We start from the raw sequence: 25,059 nt of genomic DNA on the forward strand, positions 1-25,059 counted from the left end.
TAAAAAAAGTATAAATACCGCGTTCAGGGCTGCGGCCAGTAATCCCGGCACAGCGCAATCCACGCCTGTGCGCTGTGGGAAAGATAACTTCCCTGATGCCAGATGAGCCCCAGTTGCCACGGCATCAGCGGTTCAAGCGGCAGCCACAGCAACGTGTTTTTATCCAGCCGCTGACAGACAGGTTCCGGTAAAATCGCCACGCCCATGCCGGTTTGTACCATGGCGGCTAAAAAATCCCACTGGCCGCTGCGGGCGGCAATTTTGGGCGTAAAACCGTGTGCGGAAAAGGCGTCCATCAGCTGGCGGTATAGTGCGAAATCTTCGTTGTAAATCAGGATGCTTTCTTCTGCCAGTTCGCTGAGAGCGATGCGCGTCCGGTTCAGCCAGTGCGGCGTGCGCGGAACCACCACGCACAGCGGATGGCTGAAAAGTAGCAATGAAGCGATCGAAGGCACCGCGTCGGCGGGCAGTGCGGTCAGCGCCAGATCCAGCTCACCGGAGATGACCGCCTGCTGAACGGTCAGCCCGCCAAATTCGGAAATGATCAGCTCGATACCCGGATATTGCTGGCGGAAACTGCCGATCAGCGGCGCGATTTGAGTACCCACCATCGGCGGGATCCCCAGCCGCAAATGGCCGAGCTTAAGCGTATTAATGTCTTCCAGTTCGGCTTCGAGCTGGCGGAATTCTTCCAGGATATTCAGCCCGCGCTGGTAGAGCGCCTGTCCGCTGTCGGTGAGCCGCAAGCGCCGTCCTTCGCGGATGATCAGCGTGCATTCCAGCTCTTCTTCCAGATGGCGCAGCATCTTGCTGATGGTCGGCTGCGTGACGAATAATTTTTCCGCCGCGCGTGTGAAGCTCTGCTGGCGTACCACTTCGACAAAATAGCGTAATGTGCGAACGTCCATTCACTGACTTCCCCGCTGAGATCGGTAAGTAACGAAGTATTCCAGATTGGAATTATTTTTATGATTTTAATTCATTTCTTTACCGGTTTCCTGCGAGCGTATACTGAATCTTGTCCCTTTTTTGTCCTCTGAGGTCGTTCCCATGTTGCTGGCGTTGCGCACGAAAGCGCCGTCCCTGCTGACCCGCTGTCAGATCCCCGTTCAGGTGGTGCTGTATGCGGTGTTATTTGTTATCGCCGATCGTCTTGTCACTTTCCTGCATCTGCCTTTACCGGCCAATATCGTCGGTATGCTGATGCTTTTGCTGCTGATTATGTTCCGCGTTCTGCCGGTAAAATGGGTGAAAGCCGGTTCCCGCTGGTTACTGGCCGAAATGCTGCTGTTTTTCGTTCCGGCGGTGGTGGCCGTAGTGAATTACGCCCAGTTGCTGATGATCGAAGGCTGGAAAATCTTTCTGGTGATTGGTGTCAGTACGATTCTGACACTCGGCGCGACGGCGCTAGTTGTCGATAAAATGTACCGGCTGGAGCAGCGTCTGGCGGCGAGGAAGGCATCGCGTGACTGATCTTCTTATTAGCATTTTATGTTTCGTGATCACGCTCGGGCTGTATTACGCCAACAAAAAACTCTACCGCCAGCGCCGCACGTTGTTGCTGATGCCGCTGGTGTTTACGCCCATCGTGCTGGTGATGTTACTGGTTGTGACGCACACGTCGTATCAGGATTACATCGGCGAAACGCACTGGTTGCTGTGGCTGCTTGGCCCGTCGACTATCGCGTTTGCTGTGCCGGTCTATGAAAATATGGCAGTCATCCGCCGTCACTGGTTATCGCTAAGTGCGGGCGTGCTGACGGCCATTGTGGTGGCCGTCAGCAGTTCGGTCTGGCTGGCGAAAATACTGACGTTGCCGGAAGAAGTGCAGCGCAGCCTGGCGGTGCGGTCCATCACCACGCCGTTTGCGCTGGCGGCGGCGAAGCAAATGGGCGGGCAGCCGGATCTGGTGGCGCTGTTTGTGGTGATCACCGGCGTATTCGGTATGGCGGTCGGCGACATGTTATTCCTGCGGCTTTCGGTGAAAAGCGGTCTGGCGAAAGGCGCCGGGTTGGGTGCGGCGTCCCACGGCGCGGGGACGGCGCGCGCTTATGAATTAGGAGCCGAAGAAGGCGTGGTGGCGAGTCTGGTGATGATGCTGGCGGGGGTTGTGACGGTGGTGACGGCTCCGGTGATCGGGGTAGTGATGTGGTGATGATCTTTTGAAAAAGATCTGAAACTTTAAGTTCAAATTCAAATTCAAATTCAAATTCAAGGTCGTGGGCGTCGGCCCACACCGACCAGAGACCCGGTAACGCGCGGGCCTCTGGACTCCGCGCTTTTTTAACTGCGCGCTTCGCTCGCTGGCCATGTTTCAGGTACCGCAGCGACAGCCGCAAAATCCCGCCGCTGCGCGGTGCCCTCCGTTCGGGTTACAACCCGCGCAAAAAGACGCGCGGTTTTCCACCTCTCCTCCGGCGATATTTTGGAACCGGCCTCAACGTTAACTTCACAACCTCACTGATTTTGATATGAAAAACCTATTGGTTTTGAATCTAAGAACGTGCGGGCGTTTCAGAAAGCTTGCTGAATGAGAGGTTGCAGACCTGAGGCTGCAATCCCGAAATGAAGGAACCGCGCAGCGGCAAGATTTCCAGCCTGTCACTGTGTTGGCTGAAACATAGCCAGCGAGCAATAGCGCGTGTTGAAAAAGCGAGGGGAAATCCAAAAGGGGAAAAGCACTTTCCCCTTTTGGGGGGGGCGGCGGCAGCCGCTTAGCGAACAGCGCTATCGAGAAACCGAAACCTTCACCATTCCGTTCAGATGCCGGTCAAGCTGGGGCCTCAGCTTAATGAATAACCTGCGATAAGAACTCCCGCGTTCTCGCTGACTTAGGATTGGCAAAGAATTCCAGCGGCGGCGCTTCTTCCACAATCTCTCCGCGATCCATAAAAATCACACGGTCGGCTACCGTTCTGGCAAAGCCCATTTCATGCGTAACACACAGCATGGTCATGCCTTCTTCGGCCAGTGTGATCATGGTGTCGAGCACCTCTTTCACCATTTCCGGATCGAGCGCAGACGTTGGCTCATCAAACAGCATGATTTTCGGTTTCATGCAAAGCGAACGGGCGATCGCCACGCGCTGCTGCTGACCGCCGGAAAGCTGGCCGGGGAATTTATTGGCATGTTCGGCAATACGTACGCGTTTGAGATAATGCATCGCCAGTTCTTCGGCTTCTTTCTTCGGCATCTTGCGCACCCAGCAAGGGGCCAGCGTGCAGTTTTGCAGCACGGTCAGATGCGGGAATAGATTGAAGTGCTGGAAGACCATTCCGACTTCCGTACGCACGCGTTCGATATTGCGCAAATCGTCATTCAGTTCGGTGCCGTCAACCACAATGCGTCCCTGCTGATGCTCTTCCAGATGGTTAATGCAACGAATGGTCGTTGATTTACCGGAGCCGGAAGGGCCGCACAGGACGATACGTTCACGCGGTTTGACGCTCAGATTAATGTCTTTCAATACGTGGAACTGTCCGTACCACTTATTCACGTTTTCCAGCGTGATCATCATATTTTGTTTTTCAGTGACGTGATGGTCGCTCATGGTTTACCTCAGTGTGCGGAACGTCCGGTGTGAAAGCGTCTTTCCAGATGCTGGCTATAACGCGACATGCTAAAACAGAAAATCCAGTAGACGGCGGCGGCGAAGACGTAGCCTTCGGTCGACATGCCGAGCCATTCAGGATCGACGGTGGCTTGCTGAACGCTGCTGAACAGGTCAAACAGGCCGATGATGATCACCAGACTGGTATCTTTAAACAGCGCGATGATGGTGTTGACCAGACCCGGTATCACCATTTTCAGCGCCTGCGGCAGAATGACTAAACCCTGCGTTTTCCAGTAACCCAGCGCCAGTGATTCGGCGGCTTCGGTCTGGCCTTTCGGCAGCGCCTGCAAACCGCCGCGCACCACTTCCGCGACATACGCCGACTGGAACAGCACCACACCCACCAGTGCGCGCACCAGTTTGTCGATATTGGTTCCTTCGGTCATAAACAGCGGCAGCATCACCGAGGACATGAAGAGCACGGTAATCAGCGGCACGCCGCGCCAGAATTCGATGAAAATCACCGACAGAATGCGCACGATCGGCAGACGGGAACGGCGGGCCAGCGCCAGCATAATTCCCAGCGGTAAAGCTCCGGCGATGCCCACGGCAGCGATGATCAGTGTCAGCGTCAGGCCGCCCCACTGGCGGGTTTCGACGCGGCTCAGGCCAAAGAATCCGCCATAAAGCATGAACCAGGTGAAAATCGGGAACAGAACAATCCAGGCCGTGATGTAACGACCGCGGCGTGGCATCGCTTTGAAGAAAATCGGTGCCAGCGTCAGCAGACCGACAATCAGCGTGACGTTGATGCGCCAGCGTTGATCAAACGGATACAGCCCGTACATGAATTGCCCGAAACGTGCGTGGATAAATACCCAGCAGGCTCCGGCTTTGGTGCAGTCCGCTCTTGCGGTCCCGACCCAGTTGGCCTGGAAAATCACCCAGTTCAGCAGCGGAGGGATCACCAGCCACATCAGCCATAAACAAAACAGCGTCAGCAGGCTGTTAAACCAGCTGGAGAACAGGTTTTTACGCGCCCAGAGCACGGCGATACCCAGTGGCGTACCGGGCTTCACGGCTCTGACTCCGGGAGGAAGAGTTGTCATCGTCATGGGTTTCCCTTAACGCTCGACCAGCGCAATACGCCGGTTGTAAATATTCATCAGGAACGAAATCACCAGACTGATGATCAGGTAAACCGACATCGTGATGGCAATGGTTTCAATCGCCTGACCGGTCTGATTGAGCACCGTACCGGCGAATAACGACACCATATCCGGATAGCCAATTGCGGCCGCCAGAGAGGAGTTTTTCACGATATTCAGATACTGGCTGGTCAGCGGCGGGATGATCACCCGCATCGCCTGCGGCAAAATCACCTGGCGCAGCGTGACCGGATTCGGCAGGCCGAGCGAACGGGCGGCTTCATGCTGACCGTGCGAAACAGACTGAATGCCGGAGCGGATTACTTCGGCGATAAACGTCGAGGTATAGACCGATAACGCCAGCGTTAACGCCGCCAGTTCCGGAATAAGCACCATGCCGCCACGGAAGTTAAAACCGCGCAGCGCAGGAATATCCCAGTGCAGGGCTGGCCCGAAAATCAGGTGCGCCAGCGCCGGAAAGACAACCAGCATGACAATTGCCCACGGCCAGATATGCCAGACGCGTCCGGTGTGGATCTGGCGGAAATGGTTGTAACGTTGCAGTGCGATGATGCCAAAAATAGCCAGCAGCAGGGCGATAAAGCCCGCCAGGCTGCCGGGTGCCAGTTCCGGTGACGGCAAATACAGGCCGCGGTTGCTGACGAACGCCAGATCAAATGCGTTCAGGCTCTGACGCGGGCCAGGCAGGTTACGCAGTACGGCGAAATACCAGAAGAAGATTTGCAGCAGCGGGGGAATATTACGGAAAGTCTCGATGTAGACCGTCGACACTTTACGGATCAGCCAGTTATCGGAAAGACGTCCTAACCCGATAATGAACCCGAGAATCGAAGCAAAAACGATACACAGTGCGGAAACCAGCAGGGTATTCAGCAGACCGATAACAAAAACGCGGGCGTAAGTGTCGCCTTCCTGGTAGTCGATAAGATGCTGAACAATGCCGAAACCGGCACCTTTTTCAAGAAAGGCAAATCCCGAGGTGATCCCTCGTGTAGTCAGATTGGTAATGGTGTTGTGGAGCAGGTAACCCAGACAGGCTACCAGCAACACCACCGCGAAAATTTGGTAAATCCAGGCACGTACCGCTGGGTTGGTCAGCGAGAACGAGACTTTTCCGGTTGGGCGTTGCGACATTTTAACCTCGACCTGCAGGTAAAACAGGGGAAGTGATGCACCGGGGAACGACCGGTGCATCAGCTTCCTTAAACACTTTTCAACTTCTTGTAGAAAGGATATTTAGCGGACAGGTGGTGCGTACTGGATGCCGCCTTTATTCCACAATGCGTTCTGACCACGCTTGATTTTCAGCTCGCTGCCCTGACCGACGTTACGCTCGAAGCTTTCGCCGTAGTTGCCGACCTGTTTAACGATTTTCACTACCCAGTCATTAGGCACTTTCAGGTCAGCGCCGTAAGTGCCGGTTTTGCCCAGCAGGTTGCTCATGTCAGGCGTGGTTGGATTGGCTGCCAGCTGATCGACGTTGGCAGAGGTGACGCCCATTTCTTCGGCGTTGAGCATCGCGAACAGAGACCAGCGCACGATAGCCAGCCAGTCTTCGTCGCCACGACGAACAACCGGCCCCAGAGGTTCTTTAGAAATGACTTCTGGCAGAACGATGAAGTCATCCGGTTTGCCCAGTTTGATACGCAGTGCGTACAGCTGGGACTGGTCGGAAGCCAGGGTATCGCAACGGCCGGAGTCCAGCGCTTTGGCGCTTTCATCTGAACGGTCGAAGGTGACCGGAGTGTAGGTCATTTTGTTGGCTTTGAAGTAATCGGCTACGTTCAGTTCAGTATCCGTACCGGCTTGCAGGCAGACGGTTGCGCCATCCAATTCTTTCGCGCTTTTCAGACCGGCTTTCTGGTGTGTCAGGAAGCCGATACCGTCGTAATAGTTTACGCCGGCGAAAATCATGCCCATGCCCGCGTCGCGGGAAGAGGTCCAGGTGGTATTACGTGACAGGATGTCCACTTCGCCAGACTGCAGGGCGGTGAAACGCTCTTTTGCGGTCAGCGGGGTGTATTTCACTTTCTCAGAATCACCAAATACGGCAGCAGCCACCGCGCGACAGACGTCAACGTCGATACCGGTGAATTTGCCTTTGGAGTCAGCGTAGGAGAAACCTGGCAGGCCGTCGCTGATACCGCATTGAACAAATCCTTTCTTTTTAACAGCATCCAGAGTGGTACCTGCGTGGGCCTGACCAGCCAGTGTCACGAAGCTTGCTGCGGCAATCAGCGTTGAGAGCAATATTTTTTTCATAAAGCGTCCTGTGAGACAAAACTGAGAATTATTATTGTGTGAGTGCCGGAGCACCCTGTCTGTTTATGGGGCAATGCCCTCTGCACCTGTCTTTGCAAAGGGAGTGCCAACATGGAAAACGCCCGATCAATCAAGTCACGCACTGGAATTGCACAGTAACATTGACGGGCGTTATAAAATTTATTGCCCTGTTTGAGTGCGCGGTCAATGTGACTGCTTTAAAAGGGTGCGGATTATTTCAATATTGGAGTGCAGATCGCGGTCTTTGAAGGTAAGGGAAATGCGGTGACATATTTGGTAAAAAAATGAGGCAAAACGGTGAGTAAATCCCTCAGACCGGATGGCCTGAGAGACATTTAGAAAAGGAATGACTCAGAGCAGGGACTTTATCAGTGCAGCTACCAGTGGCGGAAGCTGACCTTTTAGTGCGGCGCGCTCCGGCTGAAACAAGGTCGCGACAAAAAATGGATGACCGGGTAATTCGATAGCGCGAACTTCGCCGGTGGCATCGTGACCGACCATTTTCAGTGGCTGTGCGTCCAGCGCGGCCTGAAACTCAGTATTGATGCCATAGCGGCAATGGTAGCCTTCTTCCACTTCCAGCTTGCCGTAAGCGCGCGCCGGAATACTGCCCGGCACAAAGGTAATTTCGCTTTTGACTTCCACCATTTCACATGACAGCGCGCTGATGACCAGACGGCCTTCGGTGTCGGTTTCGCCGTGTCCGGCATCCTGCCAGTCCATCACATTTCGCGCGTATTCAATGATGGCGTGCTGGAATCCTCCACAGGTTCCCAGAAACGGTTTGCGATTTTCCCGGGCAAAACGGATGGCACTCAGCGCACCTTCGGTTGAGCGGTACGGGCTGCCGGGCACACACCAGAAGGCATCGTAATTCTTGAGAATTTCAGGGGTGATTGTGTCGGTTGCGATCCAGTCGGCGTGGATTTCAATGCTGAAATTTTGTGCTGCGAGGTCGATGGCAAGGGGAATGGCTTGGTGGGCAGTGATCGCGGAGTGGTAGTCTCCGACCAGCGCCAGACGTACAGAGTTTTTCATCACTTCTCTCCAGGGCAGGTAAAAAGAGAGGTTACAGAAATGTCATTACATTGTCGTTTGAAAAATTCTCATCAGGCATTTTGCCGGTACGAAAGGCATTAAAAAACCCACGCGAGGTGGGTTCGCCGGGCGCGGTTTTACATCTTCATTCGGCCTGCGTTTTACTGCCTTTAATCAGTTTACGCGCGGCGGCAATCTGCTCATTGTCCGGTGCTTTCGGTTTGGCTTTATTGAGCGCTGTGCTGAGGCCTGAACGGCCCCACAGATCGAAGCTGTCGTCATCTTTGAGGTGATCAAAGATGGAAGGTGTCGCATCGGGTTTTTTAGCCATAAGAAGAGGTATCTCGCGTTGAAGGTTTCTCAAAGAAAAAGCCCGATGCGGGGGCACCGGGCCTGATATCTTATTGCGTTTGCTGCTATCGATAAAGCGAAGGTGTTCCCGCCGGTCGCGTTTTGAAGCGGCGGTGCAGCCAGAGATACTGATCGGGCGCACGCATGATTTCTTTTTCAATGACGCGGTTCATGTAAGCCGCGGCGGCCATTTCGTCGTCAATCGGGTAATCTTCTAACTGTGGCTGAATCACCAGTTCGTAACCTTTACCGCCGGCTTTACGCACCAGAACCACGGTCACCAGCGCAGGTTTTGCCAGACGTGCCAGCATGAAAGTCCCGCTGGTCGTTGCGGCCTGATCAACGGCAAACAACGGTGCGAAGACGCTGCCGCGCGGGCCATAATCCTGATCCGGTGCAAACCAGACGGCTTCGCCCTTTTTCAGCGCGTGAACCATACCGCGTAAATCTTTGCGATCGAGCATGGCTTTGTTGGAGCGCATACGCCCCCATGTCTGCACGAATTCCATCGCTTTATTGTTGTGCGGGCGGTACATCGCCATCATCGGCTGACATAACCCCATCGCACGGCCACCCAGTTCCAGTGACATAAAATGTACGCCGATAACCAGCACGCCTTGATTGTTTTCCTGCGCTTTTTTCAGGTTATGCAGGCCGCTGACGTCAAACCAGCGTTTAACGCGGGCGTCAGACCAGAACCAGGCCATGCCGGTTTCCAGCAAGCCCATGCCGAGAGATTCAAAGTTACTAATGATCCGGGCTTCAACCTGATCGGCAGGCAAATCCGGGAAACACAGTTGCAGGTTGCGGCGGGTGATCGACACGCGGCGTTTGAGAAAGCGCATAGACGTGCGGCCAAGCCAGATGCCCAGACGGTAAAGTACCGGATAGGGAAGCTGAACCAGCAGGAACAGGACACCGAGCCCAAACCAGGTGAGCCAGTAGCGCGGATGTAAGAACGATGCACGAAAGCGAGGAGAAGTCATAAAAGCCTAATCATCTGCATAAAAAAACCGGGGGTAACGCGTAACGAGATAGCTCAGCCGCGGTACGGATTGTCTGGTAAATATTGGGACAACTGACGATCAAAAATGTTTTGAGAAAGACACAAGTTGACGCAATTTTTACTGTCTACAGACATTGTTAAAAGGCGGGATCGCGAAGCTGAAGGGCTATCCGTAGGCGTTGAGCGGGGCGAATACGACTCTTGAGGTGAGTATAACATGGCGGACTCTCTAACCAGAGAGGGGAGTTGTCCTATAAACCCCCTCTTTACCGTTTTTTTACGTCCATTATTGGATGTTTCAATGAAAACCCAGTGGAAAGAAGGGGCTGGGTTTTTGGAAAGGTGAATCACATTTACAGAAACTCAGCGTGCCTCGTTAGCGAAACACGCTGAGAGAGAAAATCAGCGGTATAACGGGTCACTCATCACGGAATAACGGCCACTGCCGAACAGCGCAATAACGACGGCTGCCATGAAGTAATACACGATATCTTCAATCGCCCAGGCGCCGACCGGTGACAGCGCAAAAGTATGGTGGATGCCGACCATCAGCCACGCAACAACCATGGTGGCTGCGGCTGACAGCGCGGCAAGACGGGTGAAAATCCCTAACATCATCATGATCGGGGCAATCACTTCACCGATGATCACGCCATACGCAACGAACGCCGGAATGCCGTAGCCTGCCAGCATGCCCTGAATGCCCCCGAGCCCGTCATGTAGCTTATGCCAGCCATGAAAAATCAGCAGGCCGTAGGTGATCCTCAGCAGTAAAATGGCCAGATCAGGTTTGTTCAGCGCTGTGGTAAAACGGATATAAAGTTGCTTCATCATTGTCACTCCCAGAGACGTTTTCTTGTCTCTATAAAGTAATTCCTAATCGCGAAACGAGTGGAGAATTATTCTCATTTGGGTTGATCTGGGTTAAGTTTTGTTCAGTTAATTCGCAGGCATAAAACGGCATCAGAACGAGCGGGGATTTTGCGGGGCTGGCGCACTGGGGAGGGACTAAGACTTCCGGTTATTAAGAAGCATTTTTAGACTTTCGACTTATTTATTTTTGGAATGCATATCAGAAATACGGCAGGACTATTAAATAAAACGATCGACAGGATTTAAACTATTTATTGTCATTGCAATTAATATCGATGTCTAATGCCGGGTCCCATAATTATTGTTTTTTTTGATTATTATTTTATATGAATTGGTGTTTAAAACGGAATGAAATAAATAACATGTAAAGGATTATTCAATGAATAATGATGTTTTGCCTATGATAACGAGCTCAATTCATATCATCAGCGTGGTCTATTTTGCTCTTTCAATTCCTTCTCTGTATCTGATGGCGCATAAGAAAGTTGACTCTCGAGCGTGTCAGATAGCTATTGGAATTTTCAGCGGGTTGATTGCGAACTACATCTACAAGAACACGCTCCTTAGCAGCGATGCCCTGCTGGGCCTGACGCTATGCCCTATTGTTCTCGTGTCGCTGATTTTTGGTCCGTATGCATTGTTCTTCGGCGGGTTAGTCCATCTGTTAAGGGTTGTGAATAATTCACCGCACTATACGTTATTTTTACTCTCATTTATTGCGCTGTCATTCATTTCAGAAATATGGAAGGGCAGGAAATATACAAAGTTTTTGTTGGTTATTGCGGTCTCGGACGTATTTTCAATTCTTCTGAATTGGCAGTTTTTGCACGAAAGAGAGATACTTAATTCTTCAATAATTCGGGCGCTTTTCAGTATTTTTTTCTTATCTTTGTTATATGTTTTTTTCGCGAAAATTATTCAAATATTTCTGAATATAAAGGTACTGGAGAAACGTGCGCAAACCGATCAACTGACCGGCCTGCCAAACCGTTTCGGCATTATCGATCATATTAATCATATGAAAATTGGCAGGGAGCGGTTTTATCTTTCCTTAATAGATGTCGATTTCTTTAAAACCGTTAACGATACCTACGGACACCTCACGGGCGATAAGATTTTGGTGGAGATCGCAACGCTGATTAGCGATAACATTCGCGGCAGCGATTACCTCGGACGTTTCGGCGGCGAAGAATTCATGCTGATCATTGATGCCCCGGACATAAAAACCGCGGAAAGCACGCTGGAAAGGCTGCTCAGTACCGTGCGCAGTAACGAATTCATCAACTTTGAGGGCGATAGAACTTTCCGCCTAACTATCTCCGCGGGTGTGGCATTGTGCGAAAAAACCTGTATGCCGGACACGGTGATAAACAGTGCTGATGCGGCGTTATATAAAGCCAAAGAGGGCGGTCGTAACCGGGTTGAGTTCGGCGTTTCCTGCTGTCCGGTGAATCTTTGAGGTAACAAAAAGGCGCTAATCCAGTTAAGGAAAAGCGCCTTTTTTCAATAGGTTGACTGATTAGTATCAGTTCATGCCGTATTTTTTCAATTTCTTACGCAGCGTACCGCGGTTGATACCCATCATCAGGGCCGCACGAGTCTGGTTGCCACGGGTGTACTGCATCACCATGTCCAACAGTGGCTGTTCAACTTCAGCCAATACCAACTCATACAGGTCATTCACGTCCTGACCATTCAATTGAGCGAAATAGCCCTTAAGTGCTTGTTTTACCGAGTCACGCAGAGGTTTTTGAGTCACCTGGTCTTGTGAGTTTACGGTAGAAACGGTCAGTACGTCAGAATTCACGCGTTGTTCGAACATAGTTCTGTCAGCTCTTTTTTGTTACGCAAGATTTTCGAAATATGCTTCCAACGCCTCCAGCTGTTCGCTGGCATCCTCTATGGCGTTGAAGGAGCGCCGAAACTGGTCATTCGGGGCATGCTCCTGGAGATACCAGGAAACGTGCTTACGGGCGATACGGAATCCCTTGCCTTGACCATAAAAGTCGTGCAATTCCCGTACGTGCCCTATTAACAAGCGCTGAACCTCACCCATAGGCGGTGGAGGTAACAGCTCCCCTGTGTCCAGATAATGCTGGATTTCCCGGAAGATCCAGGGTCTCCCCTGAGCGGCACGTCCTATCATCAGAGCATCAGCTCCGGTGTAGTCGAGCACCGCCCTGGCTTTATGCGGGTCAGTTATGTCGCCATTCGCGATAATCGGAATGGAAACACTCTGCTTAACTGTCCGAATACTGTCGTACTCTGCCTCTCCATTGAAGAGACAGGCACGGGTTCGGCCATGAATAGTCAGGGCCTGAATTCCACAGTCTTCAGCCAATTGGGCAATTTGTACACAGTTACGGTGTTCCGGTGCCCAACCAGTACGAATTTTCAACGTGACTGGCACATCTACCGAATTCACAACGGTAGTGAGGATTTGTTTAACCAAATCCGGATACTGCAATAATGCAGAACCTGCCAGTTTGCGGTTCACTTTCTTGGCCGGGCAGCCCATATTGATATCAATGATTTGCGCACCGCTTTCCACGTTAATTCGTGCAGCCGCCGCCATATCTTCGGGGTCACAGCCGGCAATTTGCACGGCACGGATCCCGGGTTCATCGTTATGTACCATGCGCAAACGTGACTTATCCGTCCGCCATACCTCCGGATTGGAGGAGAGCATTTCAGATACTGCCATTCCAGCCCCCATCGCATGACATAAGGCACGAAATGGTCGGTCAGTGATACCGGCCATTGGGGCCGCAATCAGGCAATTTGTGAGCTGGATGTGTCCGATGCGCATGAACTAGGAATGACCATACTGATGTCCGCAAGGGCGCGTATATTACGCATTTTCGTTGCGATATGAAAGGCCAAACTTTGAGCAATTGGATAAGAAAATACCTTGCCAATGGTGAAATTCAGCGCAATTAGATTTTTTATCTTGGTTTTACATTGGGTTATGTGACAACGGTCAAATTGTGCGCTTGTGCAAATTCCTAACATCTCTCTGAAACATCCTGTTATATCAGTTGAATCTAAGGGTAGATTTGTCGTTTTAAGCAGCAACTACCACAAAATTCCGTGATGCAGATCGTCTTTTGGTCAGAAAGTGACTTATTTTACGTTCGGATGATTTCTTGTTTTCAGAAAGGTTTCAGGGCGACAAAGGCCGGTTCTGTGGCCCTGATGTTCTGAGGTTTTATTCCGCGACAATCACGCGACCGTGAAGGCTTTGTACGGGGCGGTTATTTGCATGATGAAGAACATGCTGAAATTTCTCTAACTGCTGCTCAGAGAGCGTCAGAGGCTGTTTAATGACCAGCCAGCGAACACCTTCTGTACAAGGTGGCGTAGTCAGCGATCCGCTAAAACGGTAATGCGCCAGGTTTTTCGGCAGTAAGCCGGACAGCGCTACGTTGCTTTTCAGCGTTACCGTTTCACCCATTTTTTCCGGCATCTGTTGCCAGATTTTTCCCAGCTCAGGATTGGCGGCACCGGTTTCAAACATCACGGCCACCACGGCAATCTCGCCGTCTGCATCCATGTGTACAAAATGCGCTTCCATCGGGAAGGATTTACCATTGATGGTGTTTTCGCTTGGCGCATGGAAATGGAATTGCTGAAGCACGAACTTCTCGCCATCAAGGGTAATAAAATCACCTTCCCGGACATTCACCTGCACGCTGTGGCCGTTATTGACTACGTTCACCGGCGGTAAGGTGTAGCTGAGTTCCAGCGGGTGCGGATGCACTTTCATGGCGTCTTTGATATCGACGGGGGACTGCATTTTACCCTGTTCGCAAAGATGAAAATCCGGGCTGAGTTTTGACCAGTTTTGCGGGGCTTCGTCGCCATTGTAAGACCAGTGCGGGGTTCCACTGGCGTAAGCCGAAAATGTCAAAGCGGTCAGCACAACTGACAGTAATGCGCGTTTCATGAAATATCCCTTTCATAACATTGAGTAAAAAAACCGTGCTGATGTTAAGGGTTTTAGCCGGAAGGGAACAGAGTGACAGGAGGGCAGGAAGGATTTTCGGATAAAACTAACCCTTTCTGCAAAACAGAAAGGGTTGTACGGAACAAATCAGGCTTTTTTAACGCCTGTAATACGGCACCATTCTTCTTTCTCGGCTATCGCATCCAGCTCGAACTTATCACGGTAAGCGTCTGCGACGCTTTGCGCCTGACTGGCCAGAATGCCTGATAATCCCAGATGACCACCAGCAACCGGCAGCACGCTGATAAGCGGGGCAAGCTCGCGCAGCGGGCCTGCCAGAATGTTTGCGACAACGACGTCGGCAGACAGGTTCTCCGGCTGGTCTTTTGGCAGATACAGCGACAGACGATCCGAAACGCCGTTACGTTCTGCATTATCACGGCTGGCCTGGATCGCCTGCGGATCGATGTCGATCCCGACGACGTGTTTAGCGCCTAATTTCAGCGCGGCGATCGCCAGAATGCCGGAACCGCAACCGAAGTCGATCACGGTTTTATCGGTCAGATTCAGACTGTCGAGCCACTGCAGACACATTGCGGTAGTCGGGTGAGTGCCGGTACCAAACGCCAGACCCGGATCGAGCATGACGTTCACGGCGTTCGGATCCGGCACATCGCGCCAGCTCGGGCAAATCCACAGACGCTCGCCAAAACGCATCGGATGGAAGTTGTCCATCCATTCGCGTTCCCAGTCTTTGTCTTCGAGTTGTTCGATTTTATGCACGAAACCTTTGCCCAGCAGCGGTTCGTTTTCCAGCATAGCGACCACTTCTTCCATGTCGGTTTCGGCGTCGTACAGGCCAATTGCGTCGGTATCGCCCCACAGCAGGGTTTCGCCCGGCAGCGGCTCAAATACCGGATTATCGTGCGTATCCTGGAAGGTGACGGACACTGCGCCACTTTCGATAAGTGCGTCACTCAGCGTTTCCGCGTTTTCACCGGTAGTATTAATTTTCAGTTGGATCCAAGGCATAGCCATTCTCTTCTTAGCAATCTGTAAAAATCAGTACCGCCCGCTCAGGACGGCTTCAGTGCGGTTTCGCGCGCCGGGGAGCCAAATCTGTTGCCGATATAAAACGCCAGCAGACTTAGCGAAAGCGACGGCACAATCGGATGCAGACCGGCGATGTGCAGGTCGATACTGGCGAGCAGGGTATAACAAACCGCGCCAACAATCATTGAGCTCAGCGCACCCGTCGCGTTCGCGCGTTCCCAATATAAACCGAGTACCAGCGGCCACAGGAAGACCGCTTCCAGCCCGCCGAAAGCCAGCAAATTCAGCCAGATAATCATTTCAGGCGGACGCCATGCGGCAAGCAGAACCAGTAAACCCAGCACAAATGTCGCCCAGCTCGAGAAGCGTTTTAGCTTGCGCTCGTTCGCCAGCTGGTCCGGTTTGATGCCAAGGTATAAGTCTTTAACGATAGTCGCAGATGACTGTAAAAGCTGTGCGTTGATGGTCGACATAATCGCAGCCATCGGTGCGGCAAGGAAAATACCGGCAGCGTAAGGCGGAAGCACCGTAATCATCAGCGTCGGGATCACCTGATCCGGAATCTTCAGATCCGGCAATACTGCGCGCCCGAGTGCACCGGCAAGATGCATACCGAGCATCAGGACCGCGACGACAATCGTACCGAGCACAATCCCGCGATGTACTGCTTTACTGTCTTTGTAGGAAATACAGCGGACGGCGGTATGCGGCAGGCCGATAACGCCAAAACACACCAGTATCCAGAACGATGCCATAAACGGCAGTGAAAGAACGTCATCTCCGCCGTGAACGGAAACAAGTTTCGGGTCAATCTGTTGCAGTTTATCGATGGCAGTATGCAGGCCACCGGCGGCGTGGATCACGGCAAACAGCAGCAAAATGGTGCCCAGCAACATCACCAGCCCTTGCATGGCATCGTTGAGCACGCTGGCGCGGAAGCCGCCAAATGCGGTGTACAACGCGATGCTGATACCAAAAATCAGCAGACCGGTGTCGTAGGGAATTCCGGCGGCGGTTTCCAGCAGGCGGGCGCCGCCGATGAACTGCACGGTCATCGCACCCAGAAACGCCACCAGCAAGCTCAGGCTCGCCAGCCAGACCAGCAAACGGCTCTGGTAGCGCGCAAACAGCATGTCATTGAGCGTAACCGCATTGTAGCGGCGCGCCAGAATCGCGAATTTTTTACCCAGAACGCCCAGCGACAGCCACACGGCTGGCAACTGGATCATCGCCAGTAATACCCATCCGAGACCAAATTTATAAGCTGCACCGGGGCCGCCGATAAAAGAACTGGCGCTGATATAGGTGGCGGTCAGGGTCATGGCCAGCACAAAGCCACCCATCGAGCGGTTACCGAGGAAATATTCGGTCAGAAAATTGCCCTGCTGGCGGCGGGTATAGGCATATACCGACAGGCCGAAAACCAGCAGCAAATAGGCGATCAACGGCAATAAAACTTCAGTTTGCATCTTGATCCTCCAGCGGAATATCGCGGTAAATCACGCGAACCATCAGCCAGCTTAAAAGAATGAAGACCAGAGGCACCAGCAGACAGGCCATCTCGAACCAGTGCGGCAACCCTGTAATACCCTGTTTATCATCAGGAATATAGGCGGCGAAACACCACGCCAGCAGATAGGCAATCGTCAGCCCAAAGGCCCAGCGGGCTTCGCGGTTAGCTTGCAGAAAACGCTTATCAGTGATCATTTTCCTGTCCCCCCAAAACGTAAAAAAGGCCGGAATATCCGGCCTTGATAAGAGAGTACGCAACGGTACGGTCTTTTATTTTTCCTGCAAACCGAGTTTCTTTTCCAGATAGTGGATATTGGTTCCACCGTGCTGGAAGTTCTCGTCGTCCATGATACGCATTTGCAGTTCAATGTTGGTTTTGATGCCGTCGATGATCAGCTCAGCCAGCGCATTTTTCATGCGGGCAATGGCCACTTCACGGGTTTCGCCGTAAGTGATCAGTTTACCAATCATGGAATCGTAGTACGGAGGCACAGTGTAGCCTGCGTAAATGTGCGATTCCCAACGAACACCGAAGCCGCCTGGTGCATGGAAGCGAGTGATTTTGCCCGGGCTCGGCAGGAAGGTGTTTGGATCTTCCGCGTTAATACGGCATTCCACCGCGTGGCCTTTGACATGCACATCGCTTTGTTTGATTGACAGTGGCTGGCCGGACGCAATGCGCAGCTGCTCTTTAATCAAATCCACACCGGTGATCATCTCGGTAACCGGATGCTCAACCTGAATACGGGTGTTCATTTCGATGAAGAAGAACTCACCGTTTTCGTACAGGAACTCGAAAGTACCCGCACCGCGGTAGCCGATATCCACACAAGCTTTGGAACAACGTTCGCCGATGAAACGACGCAGTTCTTCCGTAATGCCTGGTGCTGGCGCTTCTTCCACCACTTTCTGGTGACGGCGCTGCATGGAGCAGTCACGTTCAGCCAGATAAACGGCGTTGCCCTGACCATCTGCCAGTACCTGAATTTCCACGTGACGTGGGTTTTCCAGGTATTTTTCCATGTAAACCATGTCGTTGTTGAAAGCCGCTTTGGCTTCCGCACGGGTCATGTTGATGGACTGCTCAAGGTCTTTGTCGCTGCGCACAACACGCATACCACGACCACCGCCGCCGCCAGAGGCTTTGATGATGACCGGATAGCCGATGCGTTTTGCGAAGCCACGGTTTAAATCCATGTCGTCGCCCAGCGGGCCGTCAGAGCCTGGTACGCAAGGTACGCCGGCTGCTTTCATCGCGTGGATCGCAGAAACTTTGTCACCCATCAGGCGGATAGTTTCAGCTTTCGGGCCGATGAAGATAAAACCAGAACGTTCAACCTGCTCTGCGAAATCCGCATTTTCGGACAGGAAACCGTAGCCAGGGTGGATAGCCACCGCGCCAGTGATTTCCGCCGCCGCGATGATGGCAGGGATGTTCAGATAGCTTTTTACTGAAGGTGCAGGGCCGATACAGACGGTTTCATCTGCCAGCAGCACGTGTTTCAGGTCGCGGTCAGCGGTGGAGTGCACAGCAACGGTTTTGATGCCCATTTCTTTACAGGCACGCAAAATACGCAGGGCAATCTCGCCGCGGTTCGCGATAACAATTTTATCTACCATGGTACGCCTCGTTATTCGATGACGACCAGCGGCTCGTCGAACTCAACCGGTTGGCCGCTTTCTACCAGGATTGCTTTAACAACACCGGATTTGTCTGCTTCGATTTGGTTCATCATTTTCATCGCTTCAACGATACACAGGGTATCGCCCGCGGTGACTTTCTGACCCACTTCGATGAAGGCTTTCGCGTCAGGGCTTGGCGTGCGGTAGAACGTACCCACCATTGGAGAACGAACGATGTGACCACTGATTGCAGCTGGAGCCGCTTCTACAGGCGCAGCAGCTGGCGCAACCGCAGCAGCCAGACCTGGCTGTGGTTGTGCAGGCATTGCGTAAGCCTGTTGCATCATAGGATAAGCCTGCACAGGTGCAGCACGGCTGATACGAACTGACTCTTCACCTTCAGAAATTTCCAGTTCAGAAATACCTGATTCTTCAACCAGTTCGATCAGTTTTTTAATTTTACGAATATCCATGGGTGTGATTCCGTACTCTTTTTGCGTAGAAATTAGTGGGTTTTTGACAAGCGGTTAACCGCTGCCTGTAATGCAAAGTGGTAGCCATCTGCGCCAAGTCCGCAAATAACGCCCACTGCGATGTCGGAAAGATAGGAATGATGCCGGAACGCTTCACGGGCATGTACATTCGACAGATGGATCTCGATAAACGGAATCGACACCCCCAGTAATGCATCGCGCAGCGCCACGCTGGTATGGGTAAAGGCCGCGGGATTGATCAATATAAAATCGACATTACCGCGTGCCTGATGAATGCGTTCAATCAGGACATGTTCTGCGTTCGATTGCAGATGGCTCAGTGCGACCTCAGCGGCAGCAGCCTGAACTTCCAAACCTTTAACAATATCGTTGAGCGTGGTGTGTCCGTACGTTTCGGGCTCACGGGTGCCTAACAAATTCAGGTTAGGACCGTTAAGTAGCAAAATGTCAAACTTATGCGCCATTGTGAGCCTATCTCCGGCAATTAGACAAAGATTGTAGAAAATACCCTGATGTCACCGATTTGTCACCTATTTCGCGGCAAATCGACCCGACTCTTCGGCATGAGGTCGGGCATTATAATGATATCGTGGCAATTCGCAGCTAAATACTGGTCTTATCAGCGAAGATAATCAACCCTCGTCCTGAGAATGAGGAGGGGATTACCCGAATTATGAGGGGCTGAACACAGAAAAATTCCGGCACTTATCGCAGCCACTGGCGGAATTTTTTATAGCGAAATGCCAGCAAGATGATGGCAAGTGTTGCGTAAATGATCGGTTGTGGCGACAACACTTTCACCGACCAAAGGTAGTGGATCGGCGCAAGAATTGCGATCAGGTAAATAAAGTTATGCAACTTTTGCCAGGATGCGCCCATTTTACGCTGCGCCCACAGTGTTGAGGTGCAGGCCAGTGCCAGCAGCAATATCCAGCAAATAATTCCCAGCGTGAGGTACGGGCGCGAAATCAGTTCGCTACCGAGCAGACGGATATTGCTGATGCCCAGTTCCAGGAACGAATAGCTGAGAAGGTGCAGCGTTCCCCACGCAAAACACCACAAACCCAGTAAACGGCGAGTGCGGATAAGCAGCGGCTGTTTGCCGTAGCGCGCCAGGGGCGTGACCAGCAACGTCACCAGTAAAAATTTCAGAGTCATCCTACCGGTAAAATGCTGAATATCTTTCGCGGGATCGGCGCTGAACCAGCCCTGATCGACGGAAAGCACGAGCCAGAAAAACGGCAGAATGGCAGCAAGCCAGATGATGACTTTCAGCCAGGTGATATTTGCAGGGCGTAAACGACGCATAATAAAGTGGCCTTCCTTAATAGAACTTGCGCAAATCCATACCGTGATACAACGAGGCGACCTGTTCGGCATAACCGTTGAAGAGCAGCGTCGGCTGGCGCTGAACGTCGAGCAATCCGCCTGAACCGATAAACCGTTCCGTGGCCTGCGACCAGCGCGGATGATCAACATGTGGATTCACGTTGGCGTAAAAACCGTATTCATTGTTCGCAATCTGGTTCCAGGTCGTCGGGGGTTCGTCGTGGGTGAATTTGATGCTCACGATCGACTTAATCCCCTTGAAGCCGTATTTCCACGGCACCGTCAGGCGAATGGGCGCACCGTTTTGCGGCGGTAATGCTTTGCCGTAAACACCGACGGTCAGCATGGTCAGCGGATGCATCGCTTCATCTACACGTAATCCTTCGACATAGGGATAATCCAGCCCGCCGCCGATAAACCGGTCTTTCTGTCCCGGCATATGCGCCGGATCATAAAGGGTGGTGAACGCGACATAGCGCGCATTGCTGGTCGGCTCGGCCAGTTTGAGCAGAGAGCTCAGCGGGAACCCGATCCATGGCACGACCATTGACCAGGCCTCCACGCAGCGCATGCGGTAGATTCGCTCCTCCAGCGGGAAGCGCTTCATGATGTCGTCCATATCGAGTGTGAGCGGTTTAGCCACTTCACCGTCGATTTTTATTGTCCAGGGTGACGTCACCAGTTGCCCGGCATTAGCGGCCGGATCGGCTTTATCCAGCCCGAATTCGTAGAAGTTGTTGTAGCCTTCCACTTTATCTTCCGGGGTAAGTGTGAGTGAATTCTGATAGGCGGCGGGTTTGGTGAAATCCAGTGGTTTTCCCGCGGGCGCGGCCGGGCGGTCATGGCCTTTGAACCAGGAAAGAATATCTGCCTGCGCACTGGCCGGGATCGCCAGTGCGGCAGCGCTGATCCCCAGCGCCTGCAAAACTTTACGACGATCCTGAAAGATATCCTCGGGGGTGACATCAGCTTCCGTCAGCTTGCGAAATTTGGACATTGCAGTCTCCGGTATTCATCTTATTAATGTTTTTATCGTTATGTAGACAGCATGGCGTGAAACACAGGGTTTTGCGAGACAGGCAAATAAAATAGCGATTTTTAATCCCCCGTTTTGGCGCATTTCTCCTGACACCATAAGAATTCTAAATTGATTAACTTTTGAGTTGCTATGCTATGAATGTATGTAAATGCAACTTTCCCGGGTACAAAATGGTCAGATATTGTCGAATATCAGACCCTGCGCCCGCCAATGCCCGTAACATTCCTTCATGCCTGTTTGGTAAATTTCTCCTGCCGGCGGGTTTTTCTGTTTTATAGTAGCGGCGTTTTTTTCGTAGCAGGCTCAGAGAATACGGGCGCTGTTTCCACCTCACCGTAGCGAGTAAGGCACAGGGATGCGATTTACTACCAGACTATCGGCACTGATTTCGATGTTAGTTGCGCTGGCAATGTTGTTAATGTTGCTTGGCGTGACGTTTAGTTTTATCTACCTCAACAAGCAAAGTACCGAACAGCACTTACAGGCGCTGGCGACCACTTATGATCAGTCGTTACTGACTCATACTCCGGCGGAAGCCGAGCGCTGGCTGCCGCAGGCGATGCGCATGCTTGACGTCACCGATATCGAGGTAAAGCTCGATAACTCCACGGTTTATGAATATCACGAGCGTCCGGATTTGCACCGTTCGTGGGACAGCGTTATGCCAGAATATGACACGGTAGTTATCCCCCTGATGCAAAACCACGCAATGTCGCTGCGTGTTTCTTATATTGATCCCGTCAGCAGCTATATCCGCTCCATGCGTTCAACGCTCGCTATCAGCCTGGCTATCGTGGTCATGCTCTCAATGTTAATGCTGAGTTTCCGCTGGTTACGTAATGAAACCGAAGGTGTGGAAAAACTGGAAGACCGCGCCGTCAGGATTTTGCGCGGTGAACGGGAAGGGCTGTCTGGCACTGTCGGGGAATGGCCGCATTCTGCCAGCAGCGCTATCGATCTCCTGTTAACCGATCTTAATGAAGCGCGCGAACAGCGCAGCCGCGTCGATACGCTGATCCGCGCGTACGCTCAGCGGGATGCGCAAACCGGGCTCAGCAACCGGCTGTTTTTCGACAATCAGCTGGCGACGCAGCTCGAGGAAGCGGGCGCGCATGGCGTACTGATGCTGCTGCGGCTGCCCGATTTTGACATGATGCGCGAAATCCACGGGCAGACGGTGGTTGAAGAATTACGGTCGGCGATGGTGAACCTGTTATCGACTTTCGTGATGCGTCATGTCGATGCGCTGCTGGCGCGCTACTTCCACAGCGATTTTGCTGTGCTCCTTCCGCACCGCACGCTGAAAGATGCCGAAGTGATGGCCGCGCAGTTAATTAACGCGCTGGGCGTGCTGCCGACGTCTTCTCTGATCGACCGGGACGCCCTGATGCACATCGGGATCACCGCGTACCGTTTCGGCCAGACGCCGGATCAGGCTATGGATATGGCCGAACAGGCAACGCGCCACGCGGCCTTCCAGGGCAGCAACAGCTGGTTTATCTACGATAAAAACGTGCCGGAAAAAGGGCGTGGCAGCGTCCGCTGGCGCACCTTGCTGGAAAACACTCTGGCGCGCGGCGGTCCGCGTTTGTACCAGAAACCGGCGTTTGGCAGAGACGGAAAACTCGATCACCGCGAGATTCAGCGGCGCGTCTTTGATGGCGAACAGGAACTGCTGGCGGCCGAGTTTATTCCTCTTGTCGTGCAATTCGGGCTGTCTCAGAGCTTTGATCGGGTGATGTTAAGTCAGATTATTCCGTTACTTAACCGCTGGCCGGACGAAACGTTAGCATTTCACCTGACGGTTGATTCATTATTGCAGCGCTCATTTGTTCGCTGGCTGCGCGATACGCTGCTTCAGTGTGAAAGAAAAAAACGAAACCGAATTTTGATTGAACTTGCTGAGGCAGATCTCTGTCAACATACCGACCGGCTGCGCCCTGCGATCCGTTTATTGCAAGGTTTGGGCTGTCGGCTGGCGGTTTCACAGGCCGGTCTGACGGTGGTCAGCACGTCGTATCTGAAAACTTTTCCGGTGGAAAGGGTTAAGCTTCACCCCGGACTGGTGCGTGATATTGATAAAAGGGTGGAGAATCAGCTCTTTGTTCAAAGTCTGCTCAGCGCATGTGAAGGGACTCAGGCGCTGGTTTTTGCAGCCGGCATAAGGACAAAAGAAGAGTGGAACACCTTGCAGAAAAGCGGTATCCACGGCGGCCAGGGGGATTTTTTTGCCGGACCACAGCCTGTTGAACCGGTCGGTAAAAAATATTCACACAACCGCGATGTTTAAGTGACCGTTATTGGTTTATTTAACGTAGAATGAGCCAGCTTTTAACCGACACCCTTACCTGGCATCCGGTGCACGCTTTATGGCCGCAGGTGGACGGAATATGTGGGTGAAAGTGTAAGAATTTATGTGCGGTGTTGCTACTTCGCCTGGGTGCCTGCCCGAGGTAAACCGAGCCTGCGATACAGAATTATTTCGCAGTGCCATCAGCCTCAAAAAGTAACAACCAGTGAATGGCGACATCGCGGACAATTTTCACGGAAGCAGGACGTTTTTGCGCCTTGTCGCTGCTTCGCGTGGTTGGTAAAGTAGGCGGATTTTATTTTCCGCCCCCAGCTTGCAGGATTATCCTTTCGTTATGTTTAAGAAATTTCGTGGCATGTTTTCCAACGACTTGTCCATCGACCTGGGTACCGCCAATACCCTTATCTATGTAAAAGGACAAGGCATCGTGCTGAATGAGCCATCTGTTGTGGCTATTCGTCAGGATCGTGCTGGTTCACCTAAAAGCGTTGCTGCTGTAGGTCACGACGCAAAACAGATGCTGGGTCGTACTCCTGGCAATATCGCGGCTATCCGTCCGATGAAAGATGGCGTTATCGCTGACTTCTTCGTGACTGAAAAAATGCTGCAACACTTCATCAAGCAAGTTCATAGCAACAGCTTCATGCGCCCAAGCCCTCGCGTGCTGGTGTGTGTGCCTGTCGGCGCAACTCAGGTTGAACGCCGCGCTATCCGTGAATCTGCACAAGGTGCAGGCGCGCGTGAAGTGTTCCTGATTGAAGAACCGATGGCTGCGGCAATCGGTGCAGGTCTGCCAGTTTCAGAAGCTACCGGTTCCATGGTTGTGGATATCGGTGGTGGTACAACGGAAGTTGCCGTGATTTCCCTGAACGGCGTCGTGTACTCTTCTTCTGTCCGTATCGGCGGCGACCGCTTCGATGAAGCCATCATCAATTACGTTCGTCGTAATTATGGTTCACTGATCGGCGAAGCCACGGCAGAACGCATCAAGCACAGCATCGGTTCTGCGTATCCGGGCGATGAAGTGCATGAAATTGAAGTGCGTGGCCGTAACCTGGCTGAAGGTGTTCCTCGTGGTTTCACGCTGAACTCCAATGAAATCCTGGAAGCGTTGCAAGAGCCGCTGACCGGTATTGTTAGCGCTGTGATGGTTGCACTGGAACAGTGCCCGCCAGAACTGGCTTCCGATATTTCTGAGCGCGGCATGGTGCTGACCGGCGGTGGCGCATTACTGCGTAACCTCGATCGCCTTCTGATGGAAGAAACCGGTATTCCGGTGGTTGTCGCAGAAGATCCACTGACTTGCGTAGCGCGCGGCGGTGGTAAAGCACTGGAAATGATCGACATGCACGGCGGCGACTTATTCAGCGAAGAGTAATCTCAGCGAAGACTTGTTGTTTTTGACAAGACCCGTTGCAAGCAGAAATAGTCTGCCCGGGAAGGTGGTTGTCCGTCAGGTAAAACCTGCAACGTGAAGTG

25 protein-coding genes are annotated in these 25,059 nt (G+C 52.4%); 5 read left to right on the forward strand and 20 right to left on the reverse strand.

Translation table 11 applies throughout. The features are described from left to right. Positions 1 to 23 precede the first annotated feature (23 nt). The gene (locus J1782_RS25670) at positions 24 to 908 is read right to left on the reverse strand and encodes a LysR family transcriptional regulator (protein WP_152327383.1); all 885 of its coding nucleotides are present in this window, start codon (positions 906 to 908) and stop codon (positions 24 to 26) included. Positions 909 to 1,050: 142 nt separating this feature from the next. Between J1782_RS25670 and J1782_RS25675 the strand changes: the two genes are divergently transcribed. Continuing rightward, on the forward strand, positions 1,051 to 1,473 hold the full coding sequence (locus J1782_RS25675) for a CidA/LrgA family protein (RefSeq protein ID WP_152327382.1): 423 nt from the start codon (positions 1,051 to 1,053) through the stop codon (positions 1,471 to 1,473). Then, complete coding sequence (locus J1782_RS25680; protein ID WP_165061308.1) at positions 1,466 to 2,155, forward strand: LrgB family protein; 690 nt, start codon at positions 1,466 to 1,468, stop codon at positions 2,153 to 2,155. Before J1782_RS25675 ends, J1782_RS25680 begins: the two co-directional genes overlap by 8 nt. 633 nt (positions 2,156 to 2,788) lie before the next feature. Here the strand turns inward: J1782_RS25680 and J1782_RS25685 are convergent. From J1782_RS25685 to J1782_RS25720, 8 genes are all read right to left on the reverse strand, one after another. Beyond that, entirely contained in the window at positions 2,789 to 3,550 is a 762-nt protein-coding gene (locus J1782_RS25685; protein WP_152327380.1) for an amino acid ABC transporter ATP-binding protein, read from the reverse strand. 8 nt (positions 3,551 to 3,558) lie between these two features. After that, complete coding sequence (locus J1782_RS25690) at positions 3,559 to 4,668, reverse strand: amino acid ABC transporter permease (protein ID WP_371819838.1); 1,110 nt, start codon at positions 4,666 to 4,668, stop codon at positions 3,559 to 3,561. A gap of 9 nt (positions 4,669 to 4,677) precedes the next feature. Beyond that, the gene (locus tag J1782_RS25695; RefSeq protein ID WP_217154232.1) at positions 4,678 to 5,856 is read right to left on the reverse strand and encodes an amino acid ABC transporter permease; all 1,179 of its coding nucleotides are present in this window, start codon (positions 5,854 to 5,856) and stop codon (positions 4,678 to 4,680) included. 102 nt (positions 5,857 to 5,958) lie between these two features. Continuing rightward, positions 5,959 to 6,984 carry an amino acid ABC transporter substrate-binding protein gene (locus J1782_RS25700; RefSeq protein ID WP_152327378.1) on the reverse strand — a complete coding sequence of 342 codons (1,026 nt, stop codon included), beginning with the start codon at positions 6,982 to 6,984 and terminating at the stop codon, positions 5,959 to 5,961. Between the two features lie 372 nt (positions 6,985 to 7,356). Next, a complete protein-coding gene (locus J1782_RS25705; protein ID WP_217154233.1) occupies positions 7,357 to 8,043 on the reverse strand; it encodes a CTP synthase in 687 nt (228 codons plus the stop codon). A gap of 145 nt (positions 8,044 to 8,188) precedes the next feature. After that, positions 8,189 to 8,374 (reverse strand): hypothetical protein, encoded by a 186-nt coding sequence (locus tag J1782_RS25710; RefSeq protein ID WP_195816284.1) that lies wholly within the window; start codon positions 8,372 to 8,374, stop codon positions 8,189 to 8,191. An 85-nt stretch (positions 8,375 to 8,459) separates the two neighbouring features. Beyond that, the gene (gene lpxP, locus J1782_RS25715; protein WP_152327375.1) at positions 8,460 to 9,380 is read right to left on the reverse strand and encodes a kdo(2)-lipid IV(A) palmitoleoyltransferase; all 921 of its coding nucleotides are present in this window, start codon (positions 9,378 to 9,380) and stop codon (positions 8,460 to 8,462) included. Positions 9,381 to 9,802: 422 nt separating this feature from the next. Beyond that, entirely contained in the window at positions 9,803 to 10,234 is a 432-nt protein-coding gene (locus tag J1782_RS25720; RefSeq protein WP_371819839.1) for a DoxX family protein, read from the reverse strand. Positions 10,235 to 10,652: 418 nt separating this feature from the next. Between J1782_RS25720 and J1782_RS25725 the strand changes: the two genes are divergently transcribed. Beyond that, positions 10,653 to 11,732 carry a GGDEF domain-containing protein gene (locus J1782_RS25725; protein ID WP_217154234.1) on the forward strand — a complete coding sequence of 360 codons (1,080 nt, stop codon included), beginning with the start codon at positions 10,653 to 10,655 and terminating at the stop codon, positions 11,730 to 11,732. A gap of 66 nt (positions 11,733 to 11,798) precedes the next feature. Here J1782_RS25725 and fis read toward each other — a convergent pair whose 3' ends face one another. From fis to msrP, 11 genes are all read right to left on the reverse strand, one after another. Further along, the gene (gene fis / locus J1782_RS25730; RefSeq protein WP_004097144.1) at positions 11,799 to 12,095 is read right to left on the reverse strand and encodes a DNA-binding transcriptional regulator Fis; all 297 of its coding nucleotides are present in this window, start codon (positions 12,093 to 12,095) and stop codon (positions 11,799 to 11,801) included. 21 nt (positions 12,096 to 12,116) lie between these two features. Then, entirely contained in the window at positions 12,117 to 13,082 is a 966-nt protein-coding gene (gene dusB, locus J1782_RS25735; RefSeq protein WP_152327373.1) for a tRNA dihydrouridine synthase DusB, read from the reverse strand. 399 nt (positions 13,083 to 13,481) lie between these two features. Continuing rightward, positions 13,482 to 14,219, reverse strand: a complete 738-nt coding sequence (locus J1782_RS25740) for a carbonic anhydrase (protein WP_217154235.1) — start codon at positions 14,217 to 14,219, stop codon at positions 13,482 to 13,484. Between the two features lie 147 nt (positions 14,220 to 14,366). Then, a complete protein-coding gene (gene prmA / locus J1782_RS25745; RefSeq protein WP_217154236.1) occupies positions 14,367 to 15,251 on the reverse strand; it encodes a 50S ribosomal protein L11 methyltransferase in 885 nt (294 codons plus the stop codon). A gap of 44 nt (positions 15,252 to 15,295) precedes the next feature. Next, positions 15,296 to 16,741: a sodium/pantothenate symporter gene (gene panF, locus J1782_RS25750; protein ID WP_152327368.1), complete on the reverse strand. Its 1,446-nt coding sequence runs from the start codon at positions 16,739 to 16,741 to the stop codon at positions 15,296 to 15,298. After that, the gene (locus J1782_RS25755; RefSeq protein ID WP_104924224.1) at positions 16,731 to 16,979 is read right to left on the reverse strand and encodes a YhdT family protein; all 249 of its coding nucleotides are present in this window, start codon (positions 16,977 to 16,979) and stop codon (positions 16,731 to 16,733) included. The genes panF and J1782_RS25755 overlap by 11 nt, the downstream gene beginning before the upstream one ends. A gap of 75 nt (positions 16,980 to 17,054) precedes the next feature. Then, positions 17,055 to 18,404, reverse strand: coding sequence for an acetyl-CoA carboxylase biotin carboxylase subunit (accC, locus tag J1782_RS25760; protein ID WP_101074928.1), 1,350 nt, complete (start codon positions 18,402 to 18,404; stop codon positions 17,055 to 17,057). Between the two features lie 11 nt (positions 18,405 to 18,415). Further along, positions 18,416 to 18,880, reverse strand: coding sequence for an acetyl-CoA carboxylase biotin carboxyl carrier protein (gene accB, locus J1782_RS25765; protein WP_104924226.1), 465 nt, complete (start codon positions 18,878 to 18,880; stop codon positions 18,416 to 18,418). A gap of 32 nt (positions 18,881 to 18,912) precedes the next feature. Beyond that, positions 18,913 to 19,365: a type II 3-dehydroquinate dehydratase gene (gene aroQ, locus J1782_RS25770; protein WP_152327367.1), complete on the reverse strand. Its 453-nt coding sequence runs from the start codon at positions 19,363 to 19,365 to the stop codon at positions 18,913 to 18,915. 241 nt (positions 19,366 to 19,606) lie between these two features. Next, positions 19,607 to 20,209: a protein-methionine-sulfoxide reductase heme-binding subunit MsrQ gene (gene msrQ, locus J1782_RS25775; protein WP_152327366.1), complete on the reverse strand. Its 603-nt coding sequence runs from the start codon at positions 20,207 to 20,209 to the stop codon at positions 19,607 to 19,609. Between the two features lie 16 nt (positions 20,210 to 20,225). Beyond that, positions 20,226 to 21,227, reverse strand: coding sequence for a protein-methionine-sulfoxide reductase catalytic subunit MsrP (gene msrP, locus J1782_RS25780; protein ID WP_217154237.1), 1,002 nt, complete (start codon positions 21,225 to 21,227; stop codon positions 20,226 to 20,228). 397 nt (positions 21,228 to 21,624) lie between these two features. Between msrP and csrD the strand changes: the two genes are divergently transcribed. Together csrD and mreB are read left to right on the forward strand one after the other, a co-directional pair. Next, positions 21,625 to 23,559 carry an RNase E specificity factor CsrD gene (csrD, locus tag J1782_RS25785; RefSeq protein ID WP_217154238.1) on the forward strand — a complete coding sequence of 645 codons (1,935 nt, stop codon included), beginning with the start codon at positions 21,625 to 21,627 and terminating at the stop codon, positions 23,557 to 23,559. Between the two features lie 355 nt (positions 23,560 to 23,914). Beyond that, complete coding sequence (gene mreB / locus J1782_RS25790) at positions 23,915 to 24,958, forward strand: rod shape-determining protein MreB (RefSeq protein WP_013577291.1); 1,044 nt, start codon at positions 23,915 to 23,917, stop codon at positions 24,956 to 24,958. Positions 24,959 to 25,059: the final 101 nt, after the last annotated feature.

The organism is Rahnella sp. BCC 1045 (assembly GCF_019049615.1).
In the GTDB taxonomy this organism is placed as follows: domain Bacteria; phylum Pseudomonadota; class Gammaproteobacteria; order Enterobacterales; family Enterobacteriaceae; genus Rahnella; species Rahnella contaminans.